Genomic DNA, 21,683 nt, shown 5'->3' with positions numbered 1-21,683 from the left:
GCGATGCACGGCGGCGAAATGCTGTCGCGCCAGCCGCTTGGCGTGGCTGCGTGCGCTAGACTGGCCCCATGGATACCGCAGAACTGGTCGGCGCCGCGCGCCGAGTGATCGCTATAGAAGCCGCGGCCGTGGCCGCGCTGGAAAATCGTATCGACGGTCAATTCTCGGCGGCCGCCGAATGCATACTGGATTGCCGTGCCCGCGTGGTGGTCACCGGCATGGGCAAATCCGGCCATATCGCCGGCAAGATCGCGGCGACCCTCGCCTCGACCGGCACACCCGCTTTCTTCGTGCACCCAGGCGAAGCCAGCCACGGCGACCTGGGCATGATCACTGCCGACGACGTGGTGCTCGCCCTGTCCTACTCCGGCGAGACCGCGGAGGTGCTGACCATCCTGCCTTTGATCAAGCGCATGGGTGTGCCTCTGGTCGCAATGACCGGCAACCCGGCTTCGACGCTGGCACGCCGCGCCGACGTGCATCTGGATGTCTCGGTCGAAATCGAGGCCTGCCCGCTGGAACTGGCGCCCACTGCCTCAACCACCACCGCGCTGGCCATGGGCGATGCGCTCGCGGTTGCCTTGCTGGAAGCTCGCCACTTCACCGCCGAGGATTTCGCTCGATCGCACCCGGGCGGCAGCCTGGGCCGCCGGCTGTTGCTGACCGTGGCCGACGTCATGCATACCGGCGACCAGCTACCGCTGGTTTCAGTCGATGCCGGTCTGCGCGACGCACTGCTGGAGATGACCGCCAAGGGGCTGGGCATGACCGGCGTGGTCGACGCGCGTGGCCGACTGGCGGGGCTGTTTACCGACGGCGACCTGCGCCGCACACTGGATTACGATATCGATATCAAACAGGCCGGCATCGCCGATTACATGACCCGAGGCCCCAAGACCGTGACCGCCGACATGCTCGCCGCCGAGGCGGTCCGGCTGTTACAGACCCACCGGATCGGTGGCGGCGCGCTGATGGTGGTCGACCACGATGGCCGCCCGGTGGGCGCTCTCAACATGCAGGATCTGCTGCGCGCAGGTGTGATATGACCCCAACCGACTCCCCCAGCCATACCCTGTCTGCCGCTGAGCTCAACCGCCGAGCCGCCACGATCCGGGTAGCCGTGTTCGACGTCGACGGCGTGATGACCGACGGCAAGCTCTACCTCTACAACCACGGCGACGAGATCAAGACCATGCACGTACGCGACGGGCTGGGGATCAAGCGCCTTCAGGCCGCTGGCGTGGCCGTGGCGGCCATCAGCGGCCGTCCGTCGCCCGCAGTGGCCGCCCGGCTCAACGAGCTCGGCGTGGACTATGTCTATCTCGACAGTCACGACAAGCAGCTTGATTTCGACGCGCTGCTTGCCGAGCTCGAGATCACCGCAGAACAGGCCGCCGTCATGGGCGACGATCTGCCCGACCTGGCCCTCATGCGCCAGGCCGGGCTGGCCCTGTGCGTGGCCGATGCGGTCGACGACGTGATCGACGCCGCGCACTGGGTCAGCCGCCACAAGGGTGGCGAAGGGGCCGTGCGCGAGGCCTGCGAGCTGATCATCGCCGCACGCGACGTACACTAGGGTCGGCCGTGCTTCGCGTCATCGCTGGCCTTCTGGTAATCGCCGGGCTCGTGCTGGGCCTTCGGACCCTCGACCGGCCCGAGATCGGCAGCCCTGCCCAGCCGCGCCTGGTCACGCCCGACAACAGCGACTACTACATGACCGATGCGGTGGTTCGCCAGATGGACGACCAGGGCGGGCTTGCCTATCGCATGACCCTCGGCGAGACCCTGCACTTCCCGGACGACTCGGCTCGGCTGACGGATATTGACGTACACTATCTTGCAGGCACACAGACATACTGGGACGTGACCGCAGCCAAGGGCCGAGTGCCGCCGGGCAAACGCGATATCTACCTGTACGGAGGGGTCGAAGGCCGACACCCGCGGCCAGACGGCCCGGTCGTCAGGATCAACACGGATAACGCCTGGGTTCGCCCCGACGCGGACCGGATCGATACCAAGGCACACGTGACCGCGGTCCAGCCGGGCCGCCGGGTCGAGGGCGACGGCATGGAAGTCGATCTGAAAACCGACAAGCTGAGATTGCTCGAGAATGTACAAGTCACCTACACGCCTTAAGTCTCCGGCCGCCCGTACCCGCCGCCTGAGCGCGCTCGGCTGCGGACTGGCGCTGTTGATAGCCTGCACGGGCGCATTCGCCCAGCAGCAGGCCTTGCCGATTCGGATCGAATCCAACAACGCCGATCTCTCACAGCAGAGCGGTACGAGCACCTACACCGGCAATGTCGTGCTCAAGCGCGGCGGCCTGACGCTCACCGGCGATCGGCTGGTCATCACCCGGATCAACGACCGCGGGAACGTCAAGGCGGTGTTGACCGGCTCGCCTGCACATCTGGACAAGCAGCCCGATCGCGACGGCAATGATGTCGTGACCGGCCATTCCAACCAGATCGAGTACGTCAACAACCAGTCGACGGTCGTTCTGCGCGGCGATGCGGTGGTCAAACGCGGTGGCGACGAGGTCAACGGTCAGGTGATCCGTCACAATCTCGATACCGAACGGACCCAGGCCGAAGGCGGCGGCAGCGGCGATGGCGGCCGGGTACGCATCACCATCCAGCCGAAGTCGGACAACCCGTCATGAGCGCGACTGCGACCGCGCGGCCGCAATCCGGCCCGGCGCCGGGCCAGCGCCTGGTCGCCGAGAATCTGAGCAAACGCTATCGCGGGCGCGATGTCGTCGCCGATGTCAGCGTCTCGGTCGGCCAGGGCGAAGTCGTGGGCCTGCTGGGGCCGAACGGCGCCGGCAAGACGACCTCGTTCTACATGATCGTCGGACTGGTCACGCCCGATCACGGGCGGATCACGCTGGGCGAGTCCAATCTCGTCGGCCTGCCCATGCACCGGCGTGCCCGCCTGGGAATCGGCTATCTGCCACAGGAGGCCTCGGTCTTTCGAAAGCTGTCGGTGGCCGATAACATTCGCGCGATCCTGCAACTACGTCGCGATCTCGACCGGGCCGGCGTGGCGCGCGAACTGACCAACCTGCTCGACGAACTATCGATCGGCCATATCGCCGATTCCAAGGGCCTGAATCTGTCGGGCGGCGAACGCCGTCGTGTCGAGATTGCCCGCGCGCTGGCCGCCGAGCCGCGCTTCATGCTGCTGGACGAACCCTTTGCGGGCATCGATCCAATCTCGATCGGCGACATCCGCGGCATCATCCGGCACCTGCAGAACCGCGGCATCGGCGTACTGATCACCGATCACAACGTGCGCGAAACGCTCGGCATCTGCGAGCGGGCCTATATTCTCAGCGAAGGCCGGGTGATTGCCGAAGGCACCGGCGAGACGATCCTCGCCGATCGCAAGGTGCGCGAAGTCTATCTCGGCGAGGATTTCCGCTTATGAAGCAATCGCTGAATCTCAATCTGTCGCAGAGTCTGACCATGACGCCTGCGCTGCAGCAGGCGATCCGCATGCTGCAGCTGTCGACGCTGGACCTGAAAACCGAGATTCAGGAGGCGCTCGAGTCCAACGTCATGCTCGAAGCCGACGATGGCCACGGAGAAGTCGAGACCGCCGACAAACGCGAAGCCTCGCTGGAACGCAGCACCGCCGAGACGGCCGCCGGTACCGACAGCGAGATCCCCGAAAACCTGCCGGTCGACGCCGACTGGAACGACATCTATTCGGGCAGTGCCGCCCCGGCGCCGGCGCCTTCAAGCGAAGACGACGACTACTGGGACTATCGCCAGGCCAATCTCACCAGCACGCCCGACCTGCACGCGCACCTGAGCTGGCAGGCGGACATGCATCCGTTCAACAGCGCCGAGCGCGAGATCGCCGCGCACCTGATCGATGCCATCAACGAACACGGCCTGCTCGATGACTGGCCGGATCTGGAAACACGTCTGGCCGCCGAGTACGACACCGACGCGGCGCATATTCAGACCGTACTCGGTGCCATCCAGCAGTTCGACCCCCCCGGGGTGGCCGCTCGCGGGCTGGCCGAATGCCTGGGTATCCAGCTGCGTCAGATGCCCAGCGACACGCCGGGCCGGACACTGGCCTTGCGGATCGTCGACAAGGAAGCGCTCGAATGCCTGACCTCGCGCGACCGCACGGCACTGGCGCGCCGGCTGGACGTCACCCCCGAAACGCTGGACAACGCAATCGCGCTGATCCAGACGCTTCAGCCCCATCCGGGCGAAGCCTTCTCCGACCACGAATCGAACTATGTGGTGCCAGAGGTCTTTGTGACCCGGCAGGCCTCGCGCTGGCAGGTCTCTCTCAACGCCGAGATCGCACCGAGGCTGCGGATCAACAGCCAGTACCTGGCCCTGATCAAGCGCGCCGACAAATCGGCCGACCAGACCACGCTCAAGTCGCATCTGCAGGAGGCACGATTCTTCCTGAACAGCTTGAAATCGCGTAACGACACGTTGCTACAGGTCGCCCAGACGATCGTCGAGGCGCAGCGTGCGTTTCTCGAATACGGCGAAGAGGCGATGAAGCCATTGGTGTTGCGCGATGTCGCCGAGGCGCTGGAGATTCACGAGTCCACGGTCTCGCGCGCCACCGCGAACAAGTATATGCAGACCCCGCGTGGCATCTTCGAGCTCAAGTATTTCTTCTCGAGCCACGTATCGACCACCGACGGCGGCGCCGCTTCGGCCACTGCCATCCAGGCAATGATCAAGCGAATGGTCGCCGCGGAGTCCGCCGCCAAACCGCTGTCCGACAGCAAGCTCGCCGAGCTGCTGCTGGACAACGGCATCAAGGTCGCCCGCCGGACCGTTGCCAAGTACCGCGAAGCGCTTTCGATCGCGCCCTCGCACGAACGACGACGCCAGGCCAGCTGAAGGCGACCCGCCATCCGAGTGTTTTCCCAAGAGCCGACTAGGAGCACATGATGAATCTGAACATCTCCGGGCATCACGTCGACATGACCGAAGCGCTGCGCGAGTACGTGGCCACGAAAATGGATCGCATCGAGCGCCATTTCGATCACGTCATCGACGCGGAGGTCGTACTGGAAGTCGAAAAGCTCCGTCACAAGGCCGAGGCGACCATGCAGGTCCGTGGTGCCACCCTGCACGCCGAGTCGACCCAGGAAGATATGTATGCCGCCATCGACTCGATGGTCGACAAGCTCGACCGTCAGACGCTCAAGCATAAGGAGAAGGCGAAGGATCACCATAACCGTCAGGCCCGTCATATCGATCCGCGACCGATCGATACGGAGATCTGAGCCCAACGCCTCGTCAATCAAGGAACGTCATGAATATCGCCGATATCGTTGCGCCCGAGCGCGTACGGCTGGCCGAGGATGTCCAGAGCAAGAAACGTGCGCTCGAGCAACTCGCCGAAATTCTCACTCAGGGCACGCCCTATCTCACTGCCGGTGAGATCTTCAACGGGCTGATCGCTCGCGAGAAACTCGGCAGCACCGGGATCGGCGACGGCGTGGCGATTCCGCATGCACGCATGAAGGGCGCCGATGAATGCATCGGCGCCTTCATGCGCCTGCCCCAGCCGGTTGATTTCGAATCCAACGACGAACAGCCGGTGGACCTAGTGTTCGGCCTGATCGTGCCCGACAAATCCACCGAGGCGCACCTGAACATGCTACGCAAGCTGGCCGAGACCTTTTCGGAGGGCCAGGCGCTGGCCGAGCTACGCGACGCCACCGACGACGCAGCACTGCATCGGGCCCTGATCGCCCGCGATCGCTCCGACTGACCAGAAGGCCTCTGACCATGCCGGCGACCGGCGACGATCTGTTCGACGAATCCGTGGCTACCCGACGCGTGTCGGTGGAATCGGTCTATACGCGGCTCAAGGCGTCGCTGGGCCTGCAATGGTCGCCGGCCGCCGGCGGCGCAGCCACCCTTGGGGCGACCCGGCTGGCGGGACGGCGGGTGCCCATGGTGGGCTATCTCAATTTTATTCATCCGCCTCAGGTGCAGGTCATTGGCGAGCCCGAGATCGCCTATCTCGACGGCGTCGACGACGGCCAGCTGGCGCACATCATCGAGCGCCTGACTGCCGGGGCCACGAAACTCGTGGTCGTGGCCGACGGCCAGTCGCTGCGCGAAGAGATCCGCCGGGCCTTCGACAGCAGCGGGATCGCCGTATTCGAAACCGCAGCAAGCGGTCACCGGGCGGCCTATCGGCTCCGCCATTTCCTGGGCGGTGCGCTGGCCCGCCAGCTGACCGTGCACGGCGTCTTTCTCGAGGTCCTGTCGATCGGGCTTCTGCTGACCGGCGATTCCGGCGTCGGCAAGAGCGAGCTGGCGTTGGAGCTGATCAACCGCGGCCATCGGCTGGTTGCAGACGATGCGCCCGAGTTTGCCCTGCTCGGACCAGACGATCTCAACGGCGGCTGCCCTCCGGTCCTGCAGGACTTCCTGGAGGTCCGCGGGCTGGGCATTCTCAATATCCGCGCGATGTTCGGCGAAGCCGCGATCAAGCGTCGCAAGCAGCTGGGGCTGATCATCCGCCTGGTACGCCCGGAAAACGGGGTGCTCGACGCGCCCGACCGGTTGACCGGGTCCCGCACCACCCGCCAGCTGCTGGGCGTGACCATTCCCGAAATCACCCTGCCCGTGGCCGCCGGCCACAACCTGGGCGTGCTCGTGGAGGCCGCCTGTCGCGATCACCTGCTGCGCATGCAGGGCCAGCACAGCGACGAGCAGTTCGCCGCCCGCCAGGAGCGAGCCATGCAGGAGAGCGCATCATGCGACTGATCGTGGTAAGCGGCCTGGCGGGGGCGGGCAAGTCGGTCGCGCTGCACATGCTCGAGGATCTGGGCTATTACTGTATCGACAACCTGCCCATGGGCCTGCTGCGCGAGGTGTCCGCAGAAACGCTGACTCGCCAGGGCCTGGACTTCGATCGTCTGGCCGTGGGCATCGACGCACGCGCGCGCCATGCCGATATCGCCGGCTTTCCCGATCGGGTCGAGCAACTGCGCGCCGGCGGCATCGATATCGAGGTCATCTATCTGCATGCCGACGACGAAACCATTCTCCGGCGCTACTCCGAGACCCGTCGCAAGCATCCGTTGACCGACGCCGATACCTCGCTGATCGATGCGGTGGGTGCCGACCGGGCCCTGCTGGCCCCGATCGCAGCCAAGGCCGATGTGAACATCGACACCAGCCATACCAATATCCACCAGCTGCGCGACATCATCCGCAACCGGGTCGAGGCCAGCCGCTCGGGCGAGCTGTCGATCCTGCTTCAGTCGTTCGGTTTCAAGTACGGCCTGCCGCAGGCCGTGGATTTCGTATTCGACGTCCGCTGTCTGCCCAATCCACACTGGATCGCCGAACTGCGGGCGTTCACCGGGCTCGATGCGCCGGTGGCCGAACATCTGGCCGCACAGCCGGCCACCTTGGCCATGCTCGACGATATTCACGGTTTTCTGAGCCGTTGGCTGCCCGAATTCGCGCGCGAAAACCGGGCTTATGTCACGATTGCGATCGGCTGCACCGGCGGCAAGCATCGCTCGGTCTATCTGGTTGAACGGCTGGCTGCCCGGCTGCGCGAACAATATGCACAGACCCTGGTGCGACACAATGAACTGCATTGACATGAACTTACGCTGGCCGAGGCCTGCGACGTGATCGGCGTGCTGCTGATCACCCATGGCCGGCTCGGTGCACATTTCGTGGAAACCATCACCGGCATGCTGGGCGAGCTGTCACGGCCGACCGAAGTCCTCGAAGTCCACCGCCATGACGATCCGGACGAACGCCATGCCATGGCCACGCGCGCCCTGGCGCGTGTGGATGCCGGCGATGGCGTGCTGGTGATCACCGACGCCTTCGGATCCACGCCGAGCAATATCGCCATGCGTGTCGCCGATCCGGCACGCACGCGCCTGGTCGCCGGCATCAACCTGCCGATGCTCGTGCGGGTCTACAATTATCCTCAGCTCGGGCTCGACGAACTGGCCGATTCGGCCATCGAGGCCGGCCGTGCAGGGGTGATGCGCTGTCCGCCAGCCGGACCCTAGCCCACCTGAGAATGGGTTCGCCGTTCCTACAACAACCAAGATCCACTATGCCCACCCGTGAATTTCCCATCATCAACAAGCTCGGCCTGCACGCGCGCGCCGCCAGCAAGTTCGTGACCGTGGCCTCCCAGCATCAGGCCGAGATCAAGGTCGAAAAAGGCGGCCGCGAAGTCTCCGGCAAATCGATCATGGGCGTGATGATGCTGGCTGCGGCCCGCGGCTCGACGATCGTCGTGCATGCTCAGGGCGAGGACGCCGAGGCCGCCCTCGACGCACTCGAAGCGCTGGTGGCCGACCGTTTCGGGGAAGGCCAGTAGCCGTGTCGCAGGCACGGCACCATCACGGGCGGAGTGCATGAGCCTCTGGCTGTCCGCGATCGGCGTATCGCGCGGCGTGGCCATCGGCGCCGTGCACCGCGTACACGCCACGGATCTGGATATTCCGGAGTACCACGTCGAGGCCGCCTCCCTGCCCGCCGAAATCGAGCGCTTCGAGAGCGCGCTATCCGATGCGCGCGGGCAACTGGCCGCCGTCCGTGAGCAGATTCCCGCCAACGCGCCCCCCGAGATCAGCGCGTTCATCGAAACCCACCTGCTGATGATGCAGGACAGTGCGCTCACCGATACCGTGGCCGCACTCATCCGTGAACACCGGTGCAATGCCGAATGGGCGCTCAAGCGCCAGGCCGAGCATCTGACCGCGGTGTTCGACGAAATGGACGACAGCTATCTGCGCACGCGCCGCGACGACGTCATGCATGTCACCGCGCGTATCCAACGGACCCTGCTCAACCAGGAACGCAGTATCGAGGCCCATGCCGGCGAGGACGCTCCGCCGCCGGTGATCGTGGCCGACGAACTCACCCCGGCGGATATCATCCTGCTTCACCAGCAGGGTGTAGCCGCGTTCGTCACCGAACACGGCGGGCCGCTGTCGCATAGCGCGATTCTGGCACGCAGCCTGCGCATTCCGGCGATCGTGGGCATGCACGGGGCACGGCGCCTGCTGCTCGACGACGAGACCGTCATCGTGGACGGCGAAGCCGGCCATCTGTTGGCCGGCCCGGACGGCGCGGCGCTCGAGTTCTATCGGCATCGCCAGAAGCGCGACGAACGCTATCGCCGCATGCTCGGCATGCTCAAGAATGAAACGGCGGTCTCGACCGATGGCGTGCGGGTAGCCATGCTCGCCAACGTCGAGCTGCCGGACGACAGCAAGGATGCAGCCGACGTCGGCGCGGAAGGCATCGGTCTCTACCGCACCGAGTTCCTCTACATGAATCGCGAGGAAATGCCGGGCGAGGAAGAGCAGTTGGCCGCCTATCGGCGCGTGCTGCGCTCGGTGGACGGCCCGGTGACCATCCGCACGCTGGATCTGGGCGCCGACAAGACCCTCGGCCGTGCAGGCACCGGCAAGACGTCGTCCAACCCCGCCCTGGGTCTGCGTGCGATTCGGCTCTGTCTGAAGGAGACCGATCTGTTCCGTACCCAGCTGCGTGCGTTGCTGCGTGCCTCGGCCGAAGGCGACCTCCGGGTGATGCTGCCGATGGTGACCAATATCCAGGAAATGCGTCAGGCACGGCATCTGATCGGCGAGCTCATGGACGACCTGCGCCGTGAGGGCCTGGACTTCGACGCCCGTCTGCCGGTAGGCGCGATGATCGAGGTGCCCGCCGCGGCACTCGCGGCTCCACAGCTGGCCCGCTACTGCGATTTCTTCTCGTTGGGCACCAACGATCTCATCCAGTACACCCTGGCCATGGACCGCGTCGACGACGAGATCAATTACCTCTACGATCCGCTGCATCCGGCCGTGCTGCAGCTGATCCGCATGACCATCGAGGCCGGAGCGGCGGCCGGCATCAGCGTATCGATGTGCGGTGAGATGGCGTCGGACAAGCGCTACACCGCCCTGCTGCTCGGCCTCGGACTGACCGAGTTCTCGATGCATCCAGCCAGCGTTCTCGAGGTCAAGCGCGCGATCATGGGCGCGGATGTCGGCGCATTGAAGACCCGCGCGGCCGAGATCATGGCGCTGACCGATGCCCATGCCTACCGGGACGCGCTGGATAGCCTGAGCCAGCAACTGATCGGCTGATACACGGGCTCGCCCGTTGTAAGACAGCGCCGGAAAATACGGATTTTTCTGCTATTTTCATAGGCCCCAGGTTCAGCCGGCCGGATATTCCCTGATGAGCGACGCCAAGACGACCGAAGCCCAGATGGAATCCCGCATCGCCGATCTGAACGAGGCGCTGGAATCCGGGCGCATGCGTCGGCTCAAGCCGATGCTGTCGTCGCTGCACCCGGCTGAAATCGGCCTGCTGCTGGAGTCGATACCACGTGCCAAGCGTGAGCTGGTATGGCGGCTGGTCCCGGAAGAGGATCACGGCGAGACCCTGCTTCATGTCAACGACGAGGTCCGCGCCGAACTGATCGACGCGCTCGGCGACGACGTGCTTCTGGCAGCCACCGAAGGCATGCCGATCGACGATCTGGCCGATCTGATCGAGGACCTGCCCGAACAGGTCACGCGCGAAGTTCTGCGCTCGATGGACGGCGACAACCGCGAACGGCTCAAGGCCGTGCTGTCGTATCCGTCCGATTCGGCCGGCGGCCTGATGAACAACGACACCATCACCGTCCGGCCGGATGTATCGCTGGACGTGGTCAGCCGCTACCTGCAGCAACGTGGCACCCTGCCGGAGGACACCGAGTCGTTGTTCGTGGTGTCGCGCTACGGCCGCTATCTGGGCATGCTCACGCTCGCCAAGCTGGTCACGCTTGATCCAGAGCGCGACGTATCCGAGGTCATGAACACCGATCTGGAAGCCTTGCCCGTGGATATGTCCGCTGCCCAGGTCGCCAAACGCTTCCAGGATCTCGACCTGATCTCCGCGCCCGTGGTCGAAGCCGAGGGACGCCTGGTCGGGCGGATCACCATCGACGACGTGGTCGATGTGATCCGGGACGAGGCCGAGCACAGCATCATGACCATGGCCGGCCTGGACGAGGAGGAAGACGTATTCGCCCCCATCGCGCGCAGCGCGCGGCGTCGCGCGATCTGGCTGGGCGCCAACCTGTTCACGGCCTTTCTTGCATCCCAGGTCGTGGGCCTGTTCGAGGCGACGTTGTCGCAGGTGGTCGCGCTGGCCGTACTCATGCCGATCGTGGCGAGCATGGGCGGCATCGGCGGCTCGCAAACGCTGACGCTCATGATTCGCGGTCTATCGCTTGGCCAGATCGGTTTCGCCAATGCCAGAACCCTGCTCGTCAAGGAGTTGGCCGTGGCGGTGATCAACGGTCTGCTCTGGGGGGCAGTCGTCGGCGTGATCGCCCAGGTCTGGTTCGGCAACCCGGCACTGGGTGTAATCATCGCGGTAGCCCTGGTGATCAATCAGATCGGCGCAGCCATCGCCGGCGTGGCGATTCCGCTGGCGATGAAGAAGATGGGCATCGACCCGGCACTGGCCGGATCGGTGGTACTGACTACCATCACCGACGTGATCGGCTTTGGCGCCTTTCTCGGACTCGGCACCCTGTTTCTGTTGCGCTGAGCAATCCAGCGGCGCGTCAGCCGTTGGCGGTCAGCCGCCGGCCACCGTCATCGCGCCGATCAGAACCGACGGCGTACGCAGCGGGCTGCCGCATTCAACATCGCTGCCCAGTGCCTCGATCGCGCCGTACATGTCGAGCAGATTCGAGGCGATGGTGGCGTTTTCGACCGGATACGCAATGGCGCCGTTCTCGACCCAGAAACCGGCGGCCCCGCGCGAATAGTCGCCGTTGACGGGGTTCACGCCCTGACCCATCAGCTCGGTGACCACAAGTCCGCGCGACAGGCCGGCCACCAACCCGGTGTAGTCGGTCTCGCCCGGCGCGACGTCCAGGTTGAACACGCCTCCGGCGTTGCCAGTGCTCGTCAGACCCAACCGGCGGGCGCTGTACGCGCTGAGCAGATAGCCGGTCAGAATGCCATCGTCGACGAGCACGCGGTCTCGCGTGGCCACGCCGTCACTGTCGAATCCGGTGCTCGACAAGCCACGCGGCCGGTGCGGATGCTGGGTCAGATGCAGCCCAGGCACGCCGATACGCGTATCGATCCGATCTTTGAGAAAACTGCTGTTTCGATACAGCGCGCCGCCGCTGATCGCGCCGATCAGGTGGCCCCACAGGCTGCGCGCGACGCGTGGAGTGAACAGGACCGGCACGGTCGTGGTCGGCGGCGTGCGCGCACCGAGCCGCGACAGCGCACGCTCGGCACCGAGACGCCCGATGTCTTCGATACGCTCCAGGTCCAGCGGATGACGCGCCTGGGAAAAAGCCACCTCGCGCTGCATGCCGGCCTCGCCTCGGGCGATGGGCTGACAGGACAGCGCATGACGGGTGGCACGCTCGGCGGCGACGAAGCCGTGGCTGTTGCCATACACCGACAGCGCTTCCTGGCTGGCGACCGTCGCGCCTTCGGTCTGTACGATACGGGGGTCGTGGTCCAGGGCCGCCGCTTCCAGCGCCAGCGCGGCCTCGAGGGCCTGTTCGGCATCCAGCGACCACGGATGATAGAGCGACAGGTCCGGCCATTCGGTGGCCATGAGTTCCGCATCGGCCAGACCGGCATAGACATCGGCCTCGGTGAACCCTGCCATGGTGATCGCCTGCTCGAGCGCGCTGTTGAGTCCGCCGGGGCTGAGGTCGGTCGTGCTCACGCTTGCGCTGCGCTGGCTGCGATAGACGGTCAGGCTCGCGCTCCGATCGCCCTCGTACTCCACCGATTCACGCGCCCGGCTGCGCGCGGTGACCGACAGCGCGCGCGAGGCCGACAGGGCCGCCTCGGCCTGATCCGCCCCCAGCTCGCGCGCGCGCTCCAGCAGCTCGCGCAACTGCTCGGTCAGTCGATCGGCGTCGGGCAGGGTTCGTTCGGTGCCCGCATTGGCAGGCTGCTGGTCGGTCATGGAGAAATCGGCGATACAAATGGCCGGCCAACGGTAGCGCCGCCGGACCCAAGCGCGCAACGCGCCGCGTCGACGACGACGATCGACGGAGATCGCCGAACCGCACGGCGTCCGGCCCGCCCGAATTGCGGCCGAGCAAAGGTTACCGGACACTAACGGCTGATATCGACGCCTGGAGCAATGTGAAACAGGCCACCGGCGCTCTATCCTCGACGACCGAACGACCCGGGCGGGCGCCGGCCGAGCGGCGACGCCGACGTATTTTCGTACGCCCCCGCTCGATCACCGGCCTGATGCTTGCCAGTTTCGCGGTGGTCGCTCTGCCGTTGATCGTGGCGATCGTGTTCAGCGTCATTTATGTCGACCGTCTGACCGATCAGAGCGAACGCCTTGTTCTCCAGGGCGTGGAGGTCACGCGCTACAGCAAGCGCTTGAGCAGCCTGCTGATCGGCATGGAACGCAGCGCACGCCAGTACGAGATTCTGGAAAGCGGCGAGCTGATCACCCGCTTCGAACGCCAGGCCGGCGATTTCAATCAGATGCTCGACGCCCTCGCGGCACTGGAACTGGATACCCTGCCCAACTGGAATCTCGATGCGTTGCGTCGCCAGACCGATGCGCTGTCGTCGCGCCTGGCGCGTCAACCGGAGCAGATCGGCGGTGCGATCGAACAACTCGGCGCCATGCAACGAGAAACCGATCTCATCGCCGACCAGGGCAACCTGTTCGTCGACCGCGAGCTGGCCCGGCTCCAATCCACCGCCGCCAACGCGCGCACGTTCCTGCTGCTGTGCGTGTTCGCCCTCATTCCCGGGGCGCTCATCCTCACGGCATTCTTCGTGACCGTCATTTCACGCCCGCTGCGCCAGATTGCGGATGCGGTGACCCGCCTGGGTGACGGCGACTTCGAGCGCCGAATCCGGGTCGTTGCGCCGGCCGCCGAACTGGACACGCTGGGCGCGCGTCTGGACTGGATGAGGCGCCGTCTGGCCACGCTCGAAAACGAAAAGCAGCAGTTCATTCGCCACATGTCGCACGAGCTCAAGACCCCGCTGGCCAGCATTCGGGAGGGCTCCGAGCTGTTACGCGACGGGACAGTCGGCGCCTTGACGCAATCCCAGGCGGAGGTTGCCGATATCCTGCAGAAGAACAGCGTGGAACTGGCCGAGCTGATCGACAACCTGCTCGACTTTGCCGCCTGGCAGCAACATCACGCTAAACTGGAGTACGAGCGCTTCGATCTGACCGCGCTCTTCGAGGCGATCGCGGCACGCCAGCGCCTGACGATCGAGGGGAAACAGCTGAACATCGTGACGCCCGGCAAGGCATTCGCGATCACCGCTGATCGGGACCGTATGCATCTGATCATCGACAATCTGCTTGCCAACGCGGTGAAGTTCTCGCCAGCGGGCGGCATCATCACGCTGGACGCCAGTCGGCTCGACCAGGCAACGAGCGTGCGCGTGGCCGACCAGGGCCCGGGCGTGGCAGCCGACGAACGCGCCGCCATCTTCGATGCCTTCTACCAGAGCCGCGACAGTCAGCGCGTGGCCAGCGGCGGCGTGCGTGGCACGGGCATCGGGCTGTCGGTGGTGCGTGAGTGCGTGGAAGCCCACGGCGGCAGCATCCGTGTCGATGAGTCGCCCGGCGGCGGCGCGCTGTTCACCGTGCAGATTCCGGACCGTCATGCGCTGTAGGGTCCCGGTACACTCTTTGTCGCAGATCGGGCTGCTGGGGCTGGGTCTGTGCCTGCTCGCCGGCTGTGTGCATGAAACGCCGCGTCAGACACCGTCGCGCCAGAGTGGCGTCGCCGCGCAGATCATCGCGCCGAGCGACCCGGCCGTCGCCCTGCTGAACTTCGCCCACGAACTGCACGCGGCCACCCCGCAACAACGGGCGGACGCGGTCGTGGCGGCCCGCAAGGCTGCGCAGGACACGCCCGGTGCCTACAGCTACGCCAATCTCGCGCTGGCCTACGGTACGCCCGGTCAGCGGCGCTACACGCCCGACGAGGCGGCCCGCTACGCCCAGCGCGCGCTCGAGGCCGACGACGCGAGGTGGAGCCCGGCCGCACGCCAGTATCTAACCGACTACGCGCGGCTCTACACCCAGCTGACCAAGCCCGATACTTCTTCCGACACCGCACCACGCGAGGCCCGGGACGACGTGCCGGGCATGGACCCATCGCCCGAGCCCAGCGCGGGCGACACGGCGTCTCTTGAGGCGCAGCAGGCACATATCGCACGGCTGCAGGCCGAACTCGACGAAGCGCACCGCAAGCTGCGTGAACTGGCCAACCTCGAAGAACGGCTGGGCGACGTCAGACCATGAGCAAACGAATAGGCCATATCCTGCTGGTCGACGACGACCCGAGTCTGCGCCGTCTGCTCGCGCTTCGTATCGAGGGCGCCGGCCATCGGGTGGAAACCGCCGACAGCGGTCAGGCCGCCCTGCACCGGCTCGACGAATTCAGCGCGGACTGCGTGATTACCGATCTGCGCATGGACGGGATGGACGGTATCGCCCTGCTGGAACGGCTGACCGACAAGTATCCGACGCTGCCAGTCATCCTTTTGACCGCCCACGGCACGATTCCCGAGGCCGTGACCGCCACCCAGCGCGGTGCGCTGGATTTCCTGTCGAAACCGGTCGACAAGGATGTTCTGCTGGAGCGGATCGACCAGGCGCTAGGCCAGACCGGCATGGCCGGCAACCACTGGCGCGAGGTCTGGCACGACCGCATCGTCACGCGGTCTCCGGTCATGCAGCGGCTGCTCGAGGAAGCGCGCCTGGTGGCCGACAGCGATACCAGCGTACTGGTGACCGGCGAGTCCGGTACCGGCAAGGAAGTGCTCGCGCGCGCGCTCCATGACGCCAGTCCGCGGCGCGCTGCGCCGTTCGTGGCCATCAACTGTGGTGCCATGCCCGAGCAGCTGCTCGAATCCGAACTGTTCGGCCACGAGAAAGGCGCATTCACCGATGCCAAGCACGCCCAGCAAGGGCTGTTCCGCAGCGCCGAAGGCGGCACGATCTTTCTCGACGAAATTGGCGACATGCCGCTGGCACTCCAGGTCAAGCTGCTGCGGGTTCTCCAGGAGCGCGAAGTTCGTCCCGTGGGGTCGGCCCGGGCGTTGCCAGTGGATGTCCGTGTCATCTCGGCGACCCATCGCAACCTGGGCACCGCGATCGAGAACGAACAGTTCCGTGAAGATCTCTACTACCGGCTGGCTGTCGTCACGCTGGGGCTGCCCTGCCTGCGCGAGCGCCCGGAGGACATCGCACCGCTGGCGCGCCACTTCCTGGAGACCATCGCCCGCCGCAACGGCCGGCGTACCAAGGTCTATGCGCCGGAGGCGATGGAGATGCTGTGCGCCCACGACTGGCCGGGCAATATTCGCCAGCTATCCAACGTGGTCGAACAGAACGTGGCACTGACCCGCGGCCACATCATTTCCCGGCAGGCAGTCGAAAAAGCCTTGGCTGGGCAGGCCGGCCGCCGTGAACGTGCCCAGAGCCTCAAGCCGCTGGCCGAAGCCAGGGATGCGTTCGTGCGCGATTATCTGATCCAGCTGCTGCGTATCGCCGATGGCAACGTGGCACGTAGCGCACGCCTGGCCAAGCGCAATCGCACCGAGTTCTACAAGCTGCTCAATCGACACGAGATCGACCCCGCGCTCTACAAGGGCTGATTCGTCGGTGTTGCTCATCGGCGACGTGCGAAGACCGTCCAAACCCTCCGGGTGTCGCTGATAGGCGACATATTTTTTGTCGTTGCGTTAACCACTTGGCAGCTGTCGTCGGTATGTGTCGTCTACAGGCAACGCTTCCGTCGGCTGCTCAGGGCCGAACGTCTCAAGCGATGCCAAACCCGCTGCTAGTATCTTCTTAACCTGCTGATTTACATAATTTTTATCAACCTGGCACGCGGGTTGCTCTAGTTCGACGCAAGATACGCTTTAGCCGGTTCGTTCGACGCATGAGAAGACGGTATGCAGTGATCGCAGGCATGGCGCTGAGCCTTCCGATGAGCGGCGCGTTCGCCGCCAGCGATACCGATGTCGCCAACCAGGCCTCGGCGTCGTGGGCCACGATGGATGCGAACGCCGATGGTGCACTCACACCGGAAGAGGTCGCCGCCACGCCATGGGAAGACAAGTTCGATGCTATGGACGCGAACGGCGACGGCAAGGTGACAAAGCAGGAGTTCGGCGCCTACATGAAGGCAATGAAGAAGACACAGGAGATCGAACAGTCCGGCGATTCGGACACCTAACAATCTGATACGAATTCGGCGGGTCCGCCCGCCACCCTGTTTCGCTCGATCGGGCCGTTGTCTCCCGGTCCCCCCCTCGTGCCTCGGCGTGGTGCGGCTCGATTCGAGCGAAATTTCCAAGCGGCAGTCATGGCTGTCCACTCTTTCGCTGGGTCGGGTCGTCGTCTCCCCGGTCCCCCCTCGTGCCTCGGCGTGGTACGACTCGGCTCCAGCGAAATTTTCACGGCGAGTTGATTCACTCGTGGTTTTCGCCTGACCGGCCCGGCGTCTCCCGGTCCCCCCTCGTGCCTCGACGTGGTACGGACCGGTCAGTGCGAACCTTCAAAGACCGCTACGGCGGTCTTTTTTTTGTCGTTTCACGGCGACATGCCCGGGTCGAGCCTGGGCCAGCAAGGCCAGACTTACCGTACATGCCGACGGCGCCGGCGATCCGTTTCGCCCACGGCGAATTCCCGCCAGCCTGCGCGGCTAGTCGGACAGTGCTGCGAGCAATCGCTCGTGCACGCCACCGAAGCCGCCATTGCTCATCACCACGATTCGATCGCCGGATCGCGCAAAGGCCGCGACCGCAGCCACGAGATCGCCCAGCTCGTCATGCCGACTGCATCGCTCGCCCAAGGCCGAGAACACCACGCCGGCGTCCCAGTCGAGCTCGGCGTCATAGACAAAAACCCGGTCGGCATCGGCAAAGCTGGCCGCAAGCGTGTCGGCGTGCACGCCCCGCCGCATGGTATTCGAGCGCGGCTCGAATACCGCCAGAATGCGGCCCGAGGCGTCGGCTTCACCGGCTTTCAGACCTGCCAGGGTACTGTGGATCGCGGTTGGGTGGTGGGCGAAATCGTCGTAAACAGACACGCCGCCGGGCGTGCCGCGCAGCTCCATCCGGCGTTTGACGCCCGTGAAACCGGCCAGCGCTTCCAGCGCGACCTCGGCGGTGATACCGACATGACGTGCAGCGGCCAGCGCGGCCAGCGCGTTGGCCAGGTTGTGTCGGCCGGTCATGCGCCAGGCGAGCTCGCCGACGACCTGGCCGTCCCGAAGTACGTCGAATCGGCTGCAATCGGCGGCGATCGGCCGCGCCTGCCAGGCGGCCGCCGGGCCGTCGAAGAATACCGTCGGCGTCCAGCAGCCACGTCTCAACACATCGTTCAGGGCCGCATCGTCGGCATGACAGACGATCTGGCCGCTTGCCGGAACCGTCCGCACCAGATGATGAAACTGACGCTTGATGGCCTCGAGGTCGTCGAAGATATCCGCGTGATCGAACTCCAGGTTATTGAGAATCAGCGTACGCGGACGGTAATGGACGAACTTGGAGCGCTTGTCGAAAAAGGCGGTGTCGTATTCGTCGGCCTCGACAACGAAAAAATCGCTGCCACCGAGCGACGCCGACTGGCCCAGATCCGCGGCGATACCGCCGATGAGATAACCCGGCGCCATACCGGCGTGGCTGAGAATATGCGCAAGCATGCTCGAGGTGGTGGTCTTGCCGTGCGTGCCGGCCACGGCCAGAACCCACCGATCGGCCAGCACCTGCTCGGCCAGCCACTGCGGCCCGGAAACATAGTGCAACCCGGTGTCCAGGACATGCTCGACGGCCGGGTTGCCCCGTGTCATCGCGTTGCCGACGATCACCTGGTCGGGCGCCGGAACCAGATGCTCGGGGGAATAGCCTTCCATCACCTCGATACCGGCCTCGGCGAGCTGGGTGCTCATCGGCGGATAGACGCCCGCATCCGAGCCGGTGACGCGATGGCCAGCGGCACGCGCCAGCAAGGCAACGCCGGCCATGAACGTACCGCCGATACCGAGAATATGTACGTGCATCAATTCACTCTCATGCGTTTGTCGGCTTCGTCCGCCGCAGCGGTCTAGCAGGATCACGACCCGCGCGCGCTCGCGAAAGCGCGAGCATCGGGTCTCGCCGGCGACCTCAGCCGAGGATCGAAAAGACGAACAACAGGAGGATTTCGAAGGCCATGGCCGCGCCGAAGCCCAACCAGAGACCGGCGTTCAATGCATGTCGATAGATATGGGTATAGATCGCCAGCCCCCAGAAGCCCATTGCCACGTAGGCGAACGTCACCAGCGCAGGCGGCATCGTGACGCTCTGAGGGTCGCTCGCCTGACTGATCGCCTGCAAATAGGGGGCCATGACGTGGGTCGGCGCCAGCATGACCAGGGTTAGCACCGCGCCGGATGCGAACAGCGCCGTGGCGGTCTGGGCAAACCGATTGGACAGTTTGCGGATGCGCAGCACACTGTGCACGTACAAAACGAGCAGCACTGTCGCCACGACCGCCTGGAACAAAGCGCGCCCCGCCGGCGCGATCAGCCCGACCTGAAGAAACAGCAGGATACAATAGGCCGCGGCGCTGCCGACAAGCGCCGTCTGGTCGCCGGGCATATCCTGCGGCCCACGACGTAACAGCATCAGTTCGATTACCCGGCGCGCAAAGTCCATCAGCAGCGCATCCTCTTGAAGGCCAAGCCCATGACAACAGCCGGCATGATACCGAAGCCGCCCCAGCCCGTCGCGACGATCACAGACCGCGCGGCTCTCGTCGAGTTCTGTACGCGCATGGCCGGTTGCGACTGGATCGCCGTGGATACCGAATTTCTGCGCGAATCGACGTACTACCCCAAGCTCTGCCTGGTACAGATCGCCGACAGCCATGAGATCGGCCTGATCGACGTGCTTGCCATCGACGACCTGTCGGCGCTGGCCGGACTGCTCGTCGATGACCGCGTCTGCAAGGTGTTTCATTCGGCCGAACAGGATCTCGAGGTCCTGTCCCAGCGCTTCGGCAGAATGCCGGCACCGTTGTTCGATACCCAGTTGGCCGCCGCGCTCATTGGCCAGGACGATCAGATGGGCTATGCCCGACTGATCTCCGCACTGCTGGATATCGACCTGGCCAAGGGACATACCCGCACCGACTGGAGCCGCCGGCCGCTACCCGAGGGTGCGCTCGACTACGCTGCCGACGATGTGCGCTACCTGGTCGTGGCCTATACGGTGATCCGCCAGCGGCTGGACGAACTCGACCGAGGCGACTGGCTGGACGATGATCTGGCCGCACTGGCCGATCCCGCGCGTTTCGAGGTCGACACCCGCAGCGTCTGGCGGCGGCTCAAGCAGTGGCATCGCCTGCCACCGGCCGGACAACAGGTACTGGCGGAACTGGCGGACTGGCGTGAACGTCAGGCCATGGCCTCGGACCGCCCGCGAAAGTGGGTGCTGCCGGACGACGCCGTCTATGCCATCGCACGGGCATGCCCGGCCGATCGGGCGGCGCTGGAGACGATCGACGCGCTACCGGCCAAGACCGCGGCGCGTCACGGCGACGATCTTCTCGTTCGGGTGCAGGCCGGTCTGGCCCGCGGCACGACGCCGCTCGCAGCGACACCGCAGCCGCCCACCGCATCCCAGAAAAAACGGATTCGGGCAGGGATGGATCGGCTGACCGAGCGCGCCGAAACGTTGAATATTCCCGCTGCCGCCATCGCCAGCCGCAAGGAGGTCGCGGCCATGGTCGACGGCGAACGCGATCTTCGCTTGCTGACCGGCTGGCGACGCCAGGCCGCCGGCGAGGCTGTTCTCGACGCCATAAAAAACGCCGAAGCAGCAAGCTGCTCCGACGTATCGAACCCGTAGACCGGAATCGCGCGATTGCGGCGCGCTGTCAGCCGGCCGGGAGCGCTGCCTTGATACGAGCGTAGATCTCGTCGATATCGCCGACGCCGGCGACTGCCGACAGCAGGCCCTTGTCCTCGTAATAGGACACCAGCGGCTGGGTCTGTTCCTGGAACACCTTGAGCCGGTTGCGGATGGTTTCCTCGTTGTCATCGGCTCGGCCGCGGGCCATGAGCCGCTGCACGATCTCTTCGTTATCGACCTTGATATGAATCACGCCCTGCAGCGGCCGGTCGAGTTCGTTCAGCAGCCCATCGAGCGCCTCGGCCTGCGACAGACTGCGCGGAAAGCCGTCCAGGATGAACCCGTTTTCGGCATCCGGCTCATTCAGTCGCTCACGGATCATGCCGACGACGATGTCATCGGAGACCAGCTCACCGGCGTCCATCGCCGCCTTGGCCTTCTGACCCAGTTCGGTCTGTTTTGACACCGCGCTACGCAACAGGTCGCCCGTGGATATCTGCGGCACCCCGTATTCGGCCACCAGCTTTTCACTCTGCGTTCCCTTGCCCGAGCCGGGCGCACCCAGCAGCACGATTTTCAGCATGATTTCCCCGCGAAAGGCATTGGTATAGAAAGGAAGGGCGCGCCAGACCCCGCACCGGGGCGCGCACAAACAGACGCTCGACGTTAATGATTCGCATAAGGCAAGTCAATTTTATCAATACGGGCCGTGTGACGTATGCTCTGCCGTCATCCCGTCTCGCCAGGTGATTCG

Annotated in this window: 23 protein-coding genes; 19 read left to right on the top strand and 4 right to left on the bottom strand. The window is 65.2% G+C overall.

What is annotated here, in order from left to right; translation table 11 throughout:
• Positions 1 to 68 precede the first annotated feature (68 nt).
• The 14 genes from T31B1_RS12395 to mgtE all read left to right on the top strand — a co-directional run bounded on the left by T31B1_RS12395 (position 69) and on the right by mgtE (position 11,600).
• Positions 69 to 1,046: a KpsF/GutQ family sugar-phosphate isomerase gene (locus T31B1_RS12395; RefSeq protein ID WP_353249822.1), complete on the top strand. Its 978-nt coding sequence runs from the start codon at positions 69 to 71 to the stop codon at positions 1,044 to 1,046.
• Positions 1,043 to 1,576 (top strand): KdsC family phosphatase, encoded by a 534-nt coding sequence (locus T31B1_RS12390; protein WP_353249821.1) that lies wholly within the window; start codon positions 1,043 to 1,045, stop codon positions 1,574 to 1,576. The genes T31B1_RS12395 and T31B1_RS12390 overlap by 4 nt, the downstream gene beginning before the upstream one ends.
• An 8-nt stretch (positions 1,577 to 1,584) precedes the next feature.
• Positions 1,585 to 2,136, top strand: a complete 552-nt coding sequence (lptC, locus tag T31B1_RS12385) for an LPS export ABC transporter periplasmic protein LptC (RefSeq protein WP_353249820.1) — start codon at positions 1,585 to 1,587, stop codon at positions 2,134 to 2,136.
• Complete coding sequence (gene lptA / locus T31B1_RS12380) at positions 2,111 to 2,662, top strand: lipopolysaccharide transport periplasmic protein LptA (protein ID WP_353249819.1); 552 nt, start codon at positions 2,111 to 2,113, stop codon at positions 2,660 to 2,662. Before lptC ends, lptA begins: the two co-directional genes overlap by 26 nt.
• Positions 2,659 to 3,429, top strand: coding sequence for an LPS export ABC transporter ATP-binding protein (gene lptB, locus T31B1_RS12375; RefSeq protein WP_353249818.1), 771 nt, complete (start codon positions 2,659 to 2,661; stop codon positions 3,427 to 3,429). Before lptA ends, lptB begins: the two co-directional genes overlap by 4 nt.
• Entirely contained in the window at positions 3,426 to 4,883 is a 1,458-nt protein-coding gene (locus T31B1_RS12370; RefSeq protein ID WP_353249817.1) for an RNA polymerase factor sigma-54, read from the top strand. Before lptB ends, T31B1_RS12370 begins: the two co-directional genes overlap by 4 nt.
• A gap of 50 nt (positions 4,884 to 4,933) precedes the next feature.
• Positions 4,934 to 5,272 (top strand): ribosome hibernation-promoting factor, HPF/YfiA family, encoded by a 339-nt coding sequence (gene hpf, locus T31B1_RS12365; protein ID WP_353250276.1) that lies wholly within the window; start codon positions 4,934 to 4,936, stop codon positions 5,270 to 5,272.
• A 29-nt stretch (positions 5,273 to 5,301) separates the two neighbouring features.
• On the top strand, positions 5,302 to 5,763 hold the full coding sequence (locus tag T31B1_RS12360) for a PTS sugar transporter subunit IIA (protein WP_353249816.1): 462 nt from the start codon (positions 5,302 to 5,304) through the stop codon (positions 5,761 to 5,763).
• A gap of 17 nt (positions 5,764 to 5,780) precedes the next feature.
• On the top strand, positions 5,781 to 6,770 hold the full coding sequence (gene hprK, locus T31B1_RS12355; RefSeq protein WP_353249815.1) for an HPr(Ser) kinase/phosphatase: 990 nt from the start codon (positions 5,781 to 5,783) through the stop codon (positions 6,768 to 6,770).
• Positions 6,761 to 7,618: an RNase adapter RapZ gene (gene rapZ, locus T31B1_RS12350; RefSeq protein WP_353249814.1), complete on the top strand. Its 858-nt coding sequence runs from the start codon at positions 6,761 to 6,763 to the stop codon at positions 7,616 to 7,618. The genes hprK and rapZ overlap by 10 nt, the downstream gene beginning before the upstream one ends.
• A 30-nt stretch (positions 7,619 to 7,648) precedes the next feature.
• Positions 7,649 to 8,044, top strand: coding sequence for a PTS sugar transporter subunit IIA (locus T31B1_RS12345; protein WP_353249813.1), 396 nt, complete (start codon positions 7,649 to 7,651; stop codon positions 8,042 to 8,044).
• Between the two features lie 47 nt (positions 8,045 to 8,091).
• Entirely contained in the window at positions 8,092 to 8,361 is a 270-nt protein-coding gene (locus T31B1_RS12340) for an HPr family phosphocarrier protein (protein ID WP_353249812.1), read from the top strand.
• Between the two features lie 37 nt (positions 8,362 to 8,398).
• Positions 8,399 to 10,141, top strand: a complete 1,743-nt coding sequence (ptsP, locus tag T31B1_RS12335; protein WP_353249811.1) for a phosphoenolpyruvate--protein phosphotransferase — start codon at positions 8,399 to 8,401, stop codon at positions 10,139 to 10,141.
• A 94-nt stretch (positions 10,142 to 10,235) separates the two neighbouring features.
• On the top strand, positions 10,236 to 11,600 hold the full coding sequence (mgtE, locus tag T31B1_RS12330; RefSeq protein WP_353249810.1) for a magnesium transporter: 1,365 nt from the start codon (positions 10,236 to 10,238) through the stop codon (positions 11,598 to 11,600).
• A 30-nt stretch (positions 11,601 to 11,630) separates the two neighbouring features.
• Here mgtE and pmbA read toward each other — a convergent pair whose 3' ends face one another.
• Entirely contained in the window at positions 11,631 to 12,995 is a 1,365-nt protein-coding gene (gene pmbA, locus T31B1_RS12325) for a metalloprotease PmbA (RefSeq protein WP_353249809.1), read from the bottom strand.
• 182 nt (positions 12,996 to 13,177) lie between these two features.
• Between pmbA and T31B1_RS12320 the strand changes: the two genes are divergently transcribed.
• From T31B1_RS12320 to T31B1_RS12305, 4 genes are all read left to right on the top strand, one after another.
• Entirely contained in the window at positions 13,178 to 14,692 is a 1,515-nt protein-coding gene (locus T31B1_RS12320) for a sensor histidine kinase (RefSeq protein ID WP_353249808.1), read from the top strand.
• Entirely contained in the window at positions 14,682 to 15,326 is a 645-nt protein-coding gene (locus T31B1_RS12315; RefSeq protein WP_353249807.1) for a hypothetical protein, read from the top strand. Before T31B1_RS12320 ends, T31B1_RS12315 begins: the two co-directional genes overlap by 11 nt.
• Positions 15,323 to 16,684: a sigma 54-interacting transcriptional regulator gene (locus T31B1_RS12310; RefSeq protein WP_353249806.1), complete on the top strand. Its 1,362-nt coding sequence runs from the start codon at positions 15,323 to 15,325 to the stop codon at positions 16,682 to 16,684. The genes T31B1_RS12315 and T31B1_RS12310 overlap by 4 nt, the downstream gene beginning before the upstream one ends.
• 287 nt (positions 16,685 to 16,971) lie before the next feature.
• Entirely contained in the window at positions 16,972 to 17,268 is a 297-nt protein-coding gene (locus tag T31B1_RS12305) for an EF-hand domain-containing protein (RefSeq protein ID WP_353249805.1), read from the top strand.
• Between the two features lie 468 nt (positions 17,269 to 17,736).
• Here T31B1_RS12305 and mpl read toward each other — a convergent pair whose 3' ends face one another.
• Both mpl and T31B1_RS12295 read right to left on the bottom strand, forming a co-directional pair.
• Positions 17,737 to 19,095 carry a UDP-N-acetylmuramate:L-alanyl-gamma-D-glutamyl-meso-diaminopimelate ligase gene (gene mpl / locus T31B1_RS12300; protein ID WP_353249804.1) on the bottom strand — a complete coding sequence of 453 codons (1,359 nt, stop codon included), beginning with the start codon at positions 19,093 to 19,095 and terminating at the stop codon, positions 17,737 to 17,739.
• A gap of 106 nt (positions 19,096 to 19,201) precedes the next feature.
• Positions 19,202 to 19,732: a hypothetical protein gene (locus tag T31B1_RS12295; protein WP_353249803.1), complete on the bottom strand. Its 531-nt coding sequence runs from the start codon at positions 19,730 to 19,732 to the stop codon at positions 19,202 to 19,204.
• Between the two features lie 30 nt (positions 19,733 to 19,762).
• Here T31B1_RS12295 and rnd point away from each other — a divergent pair, with 30 nt between their 5' ends.
• Positions 19,763 to 20,926 (top strand): ribonuclease D, encoded by a 1,164-nt coding sequence (gene rnd, locus T31B1_RS12290; RefSeq protein ID WP_353249802.1) that lies wholly within the window; start codon positions 19,763 to 19,765, stop codon positions 20,924 to 20,926.
• Positions 20,927 to 20,954: 28 nt separating this feature from the next.
• Here the strand turns inward: rnd and T31B1_RS12285 are convergent, their stop codons facing one another.
• The gene (locus T31B1_RS12285) at positions 20,955 to 21,512 is read right to left on the bottom strand and encodes an adenylate kinase (RefSeq protein WP_353249801.1); all 558 of its coding nucleotides are present in this window, start codon (positions 21,510 to 21,512) and stop codon (positions 20,955 to 20,957) included.
• Between the last annotated feature and the right edge of the window lie 171 nt (positions 21,513 to 21,683).

The organism is Salinisphaera sp. T31B1, from assembly GCF_040361275.1.
Classification (GTDB): domain Bacteria; phylum Pseudomonadota; class Gammaproteobacteria; order Nevskiales; family Salinisphaeraceae; genus Salinisphaera.
The sequence above is the reverse complement of the archived record's forward strand: the minus strand, read 5'-3'. Positions and strand labels throughout refer to the sequence as shown.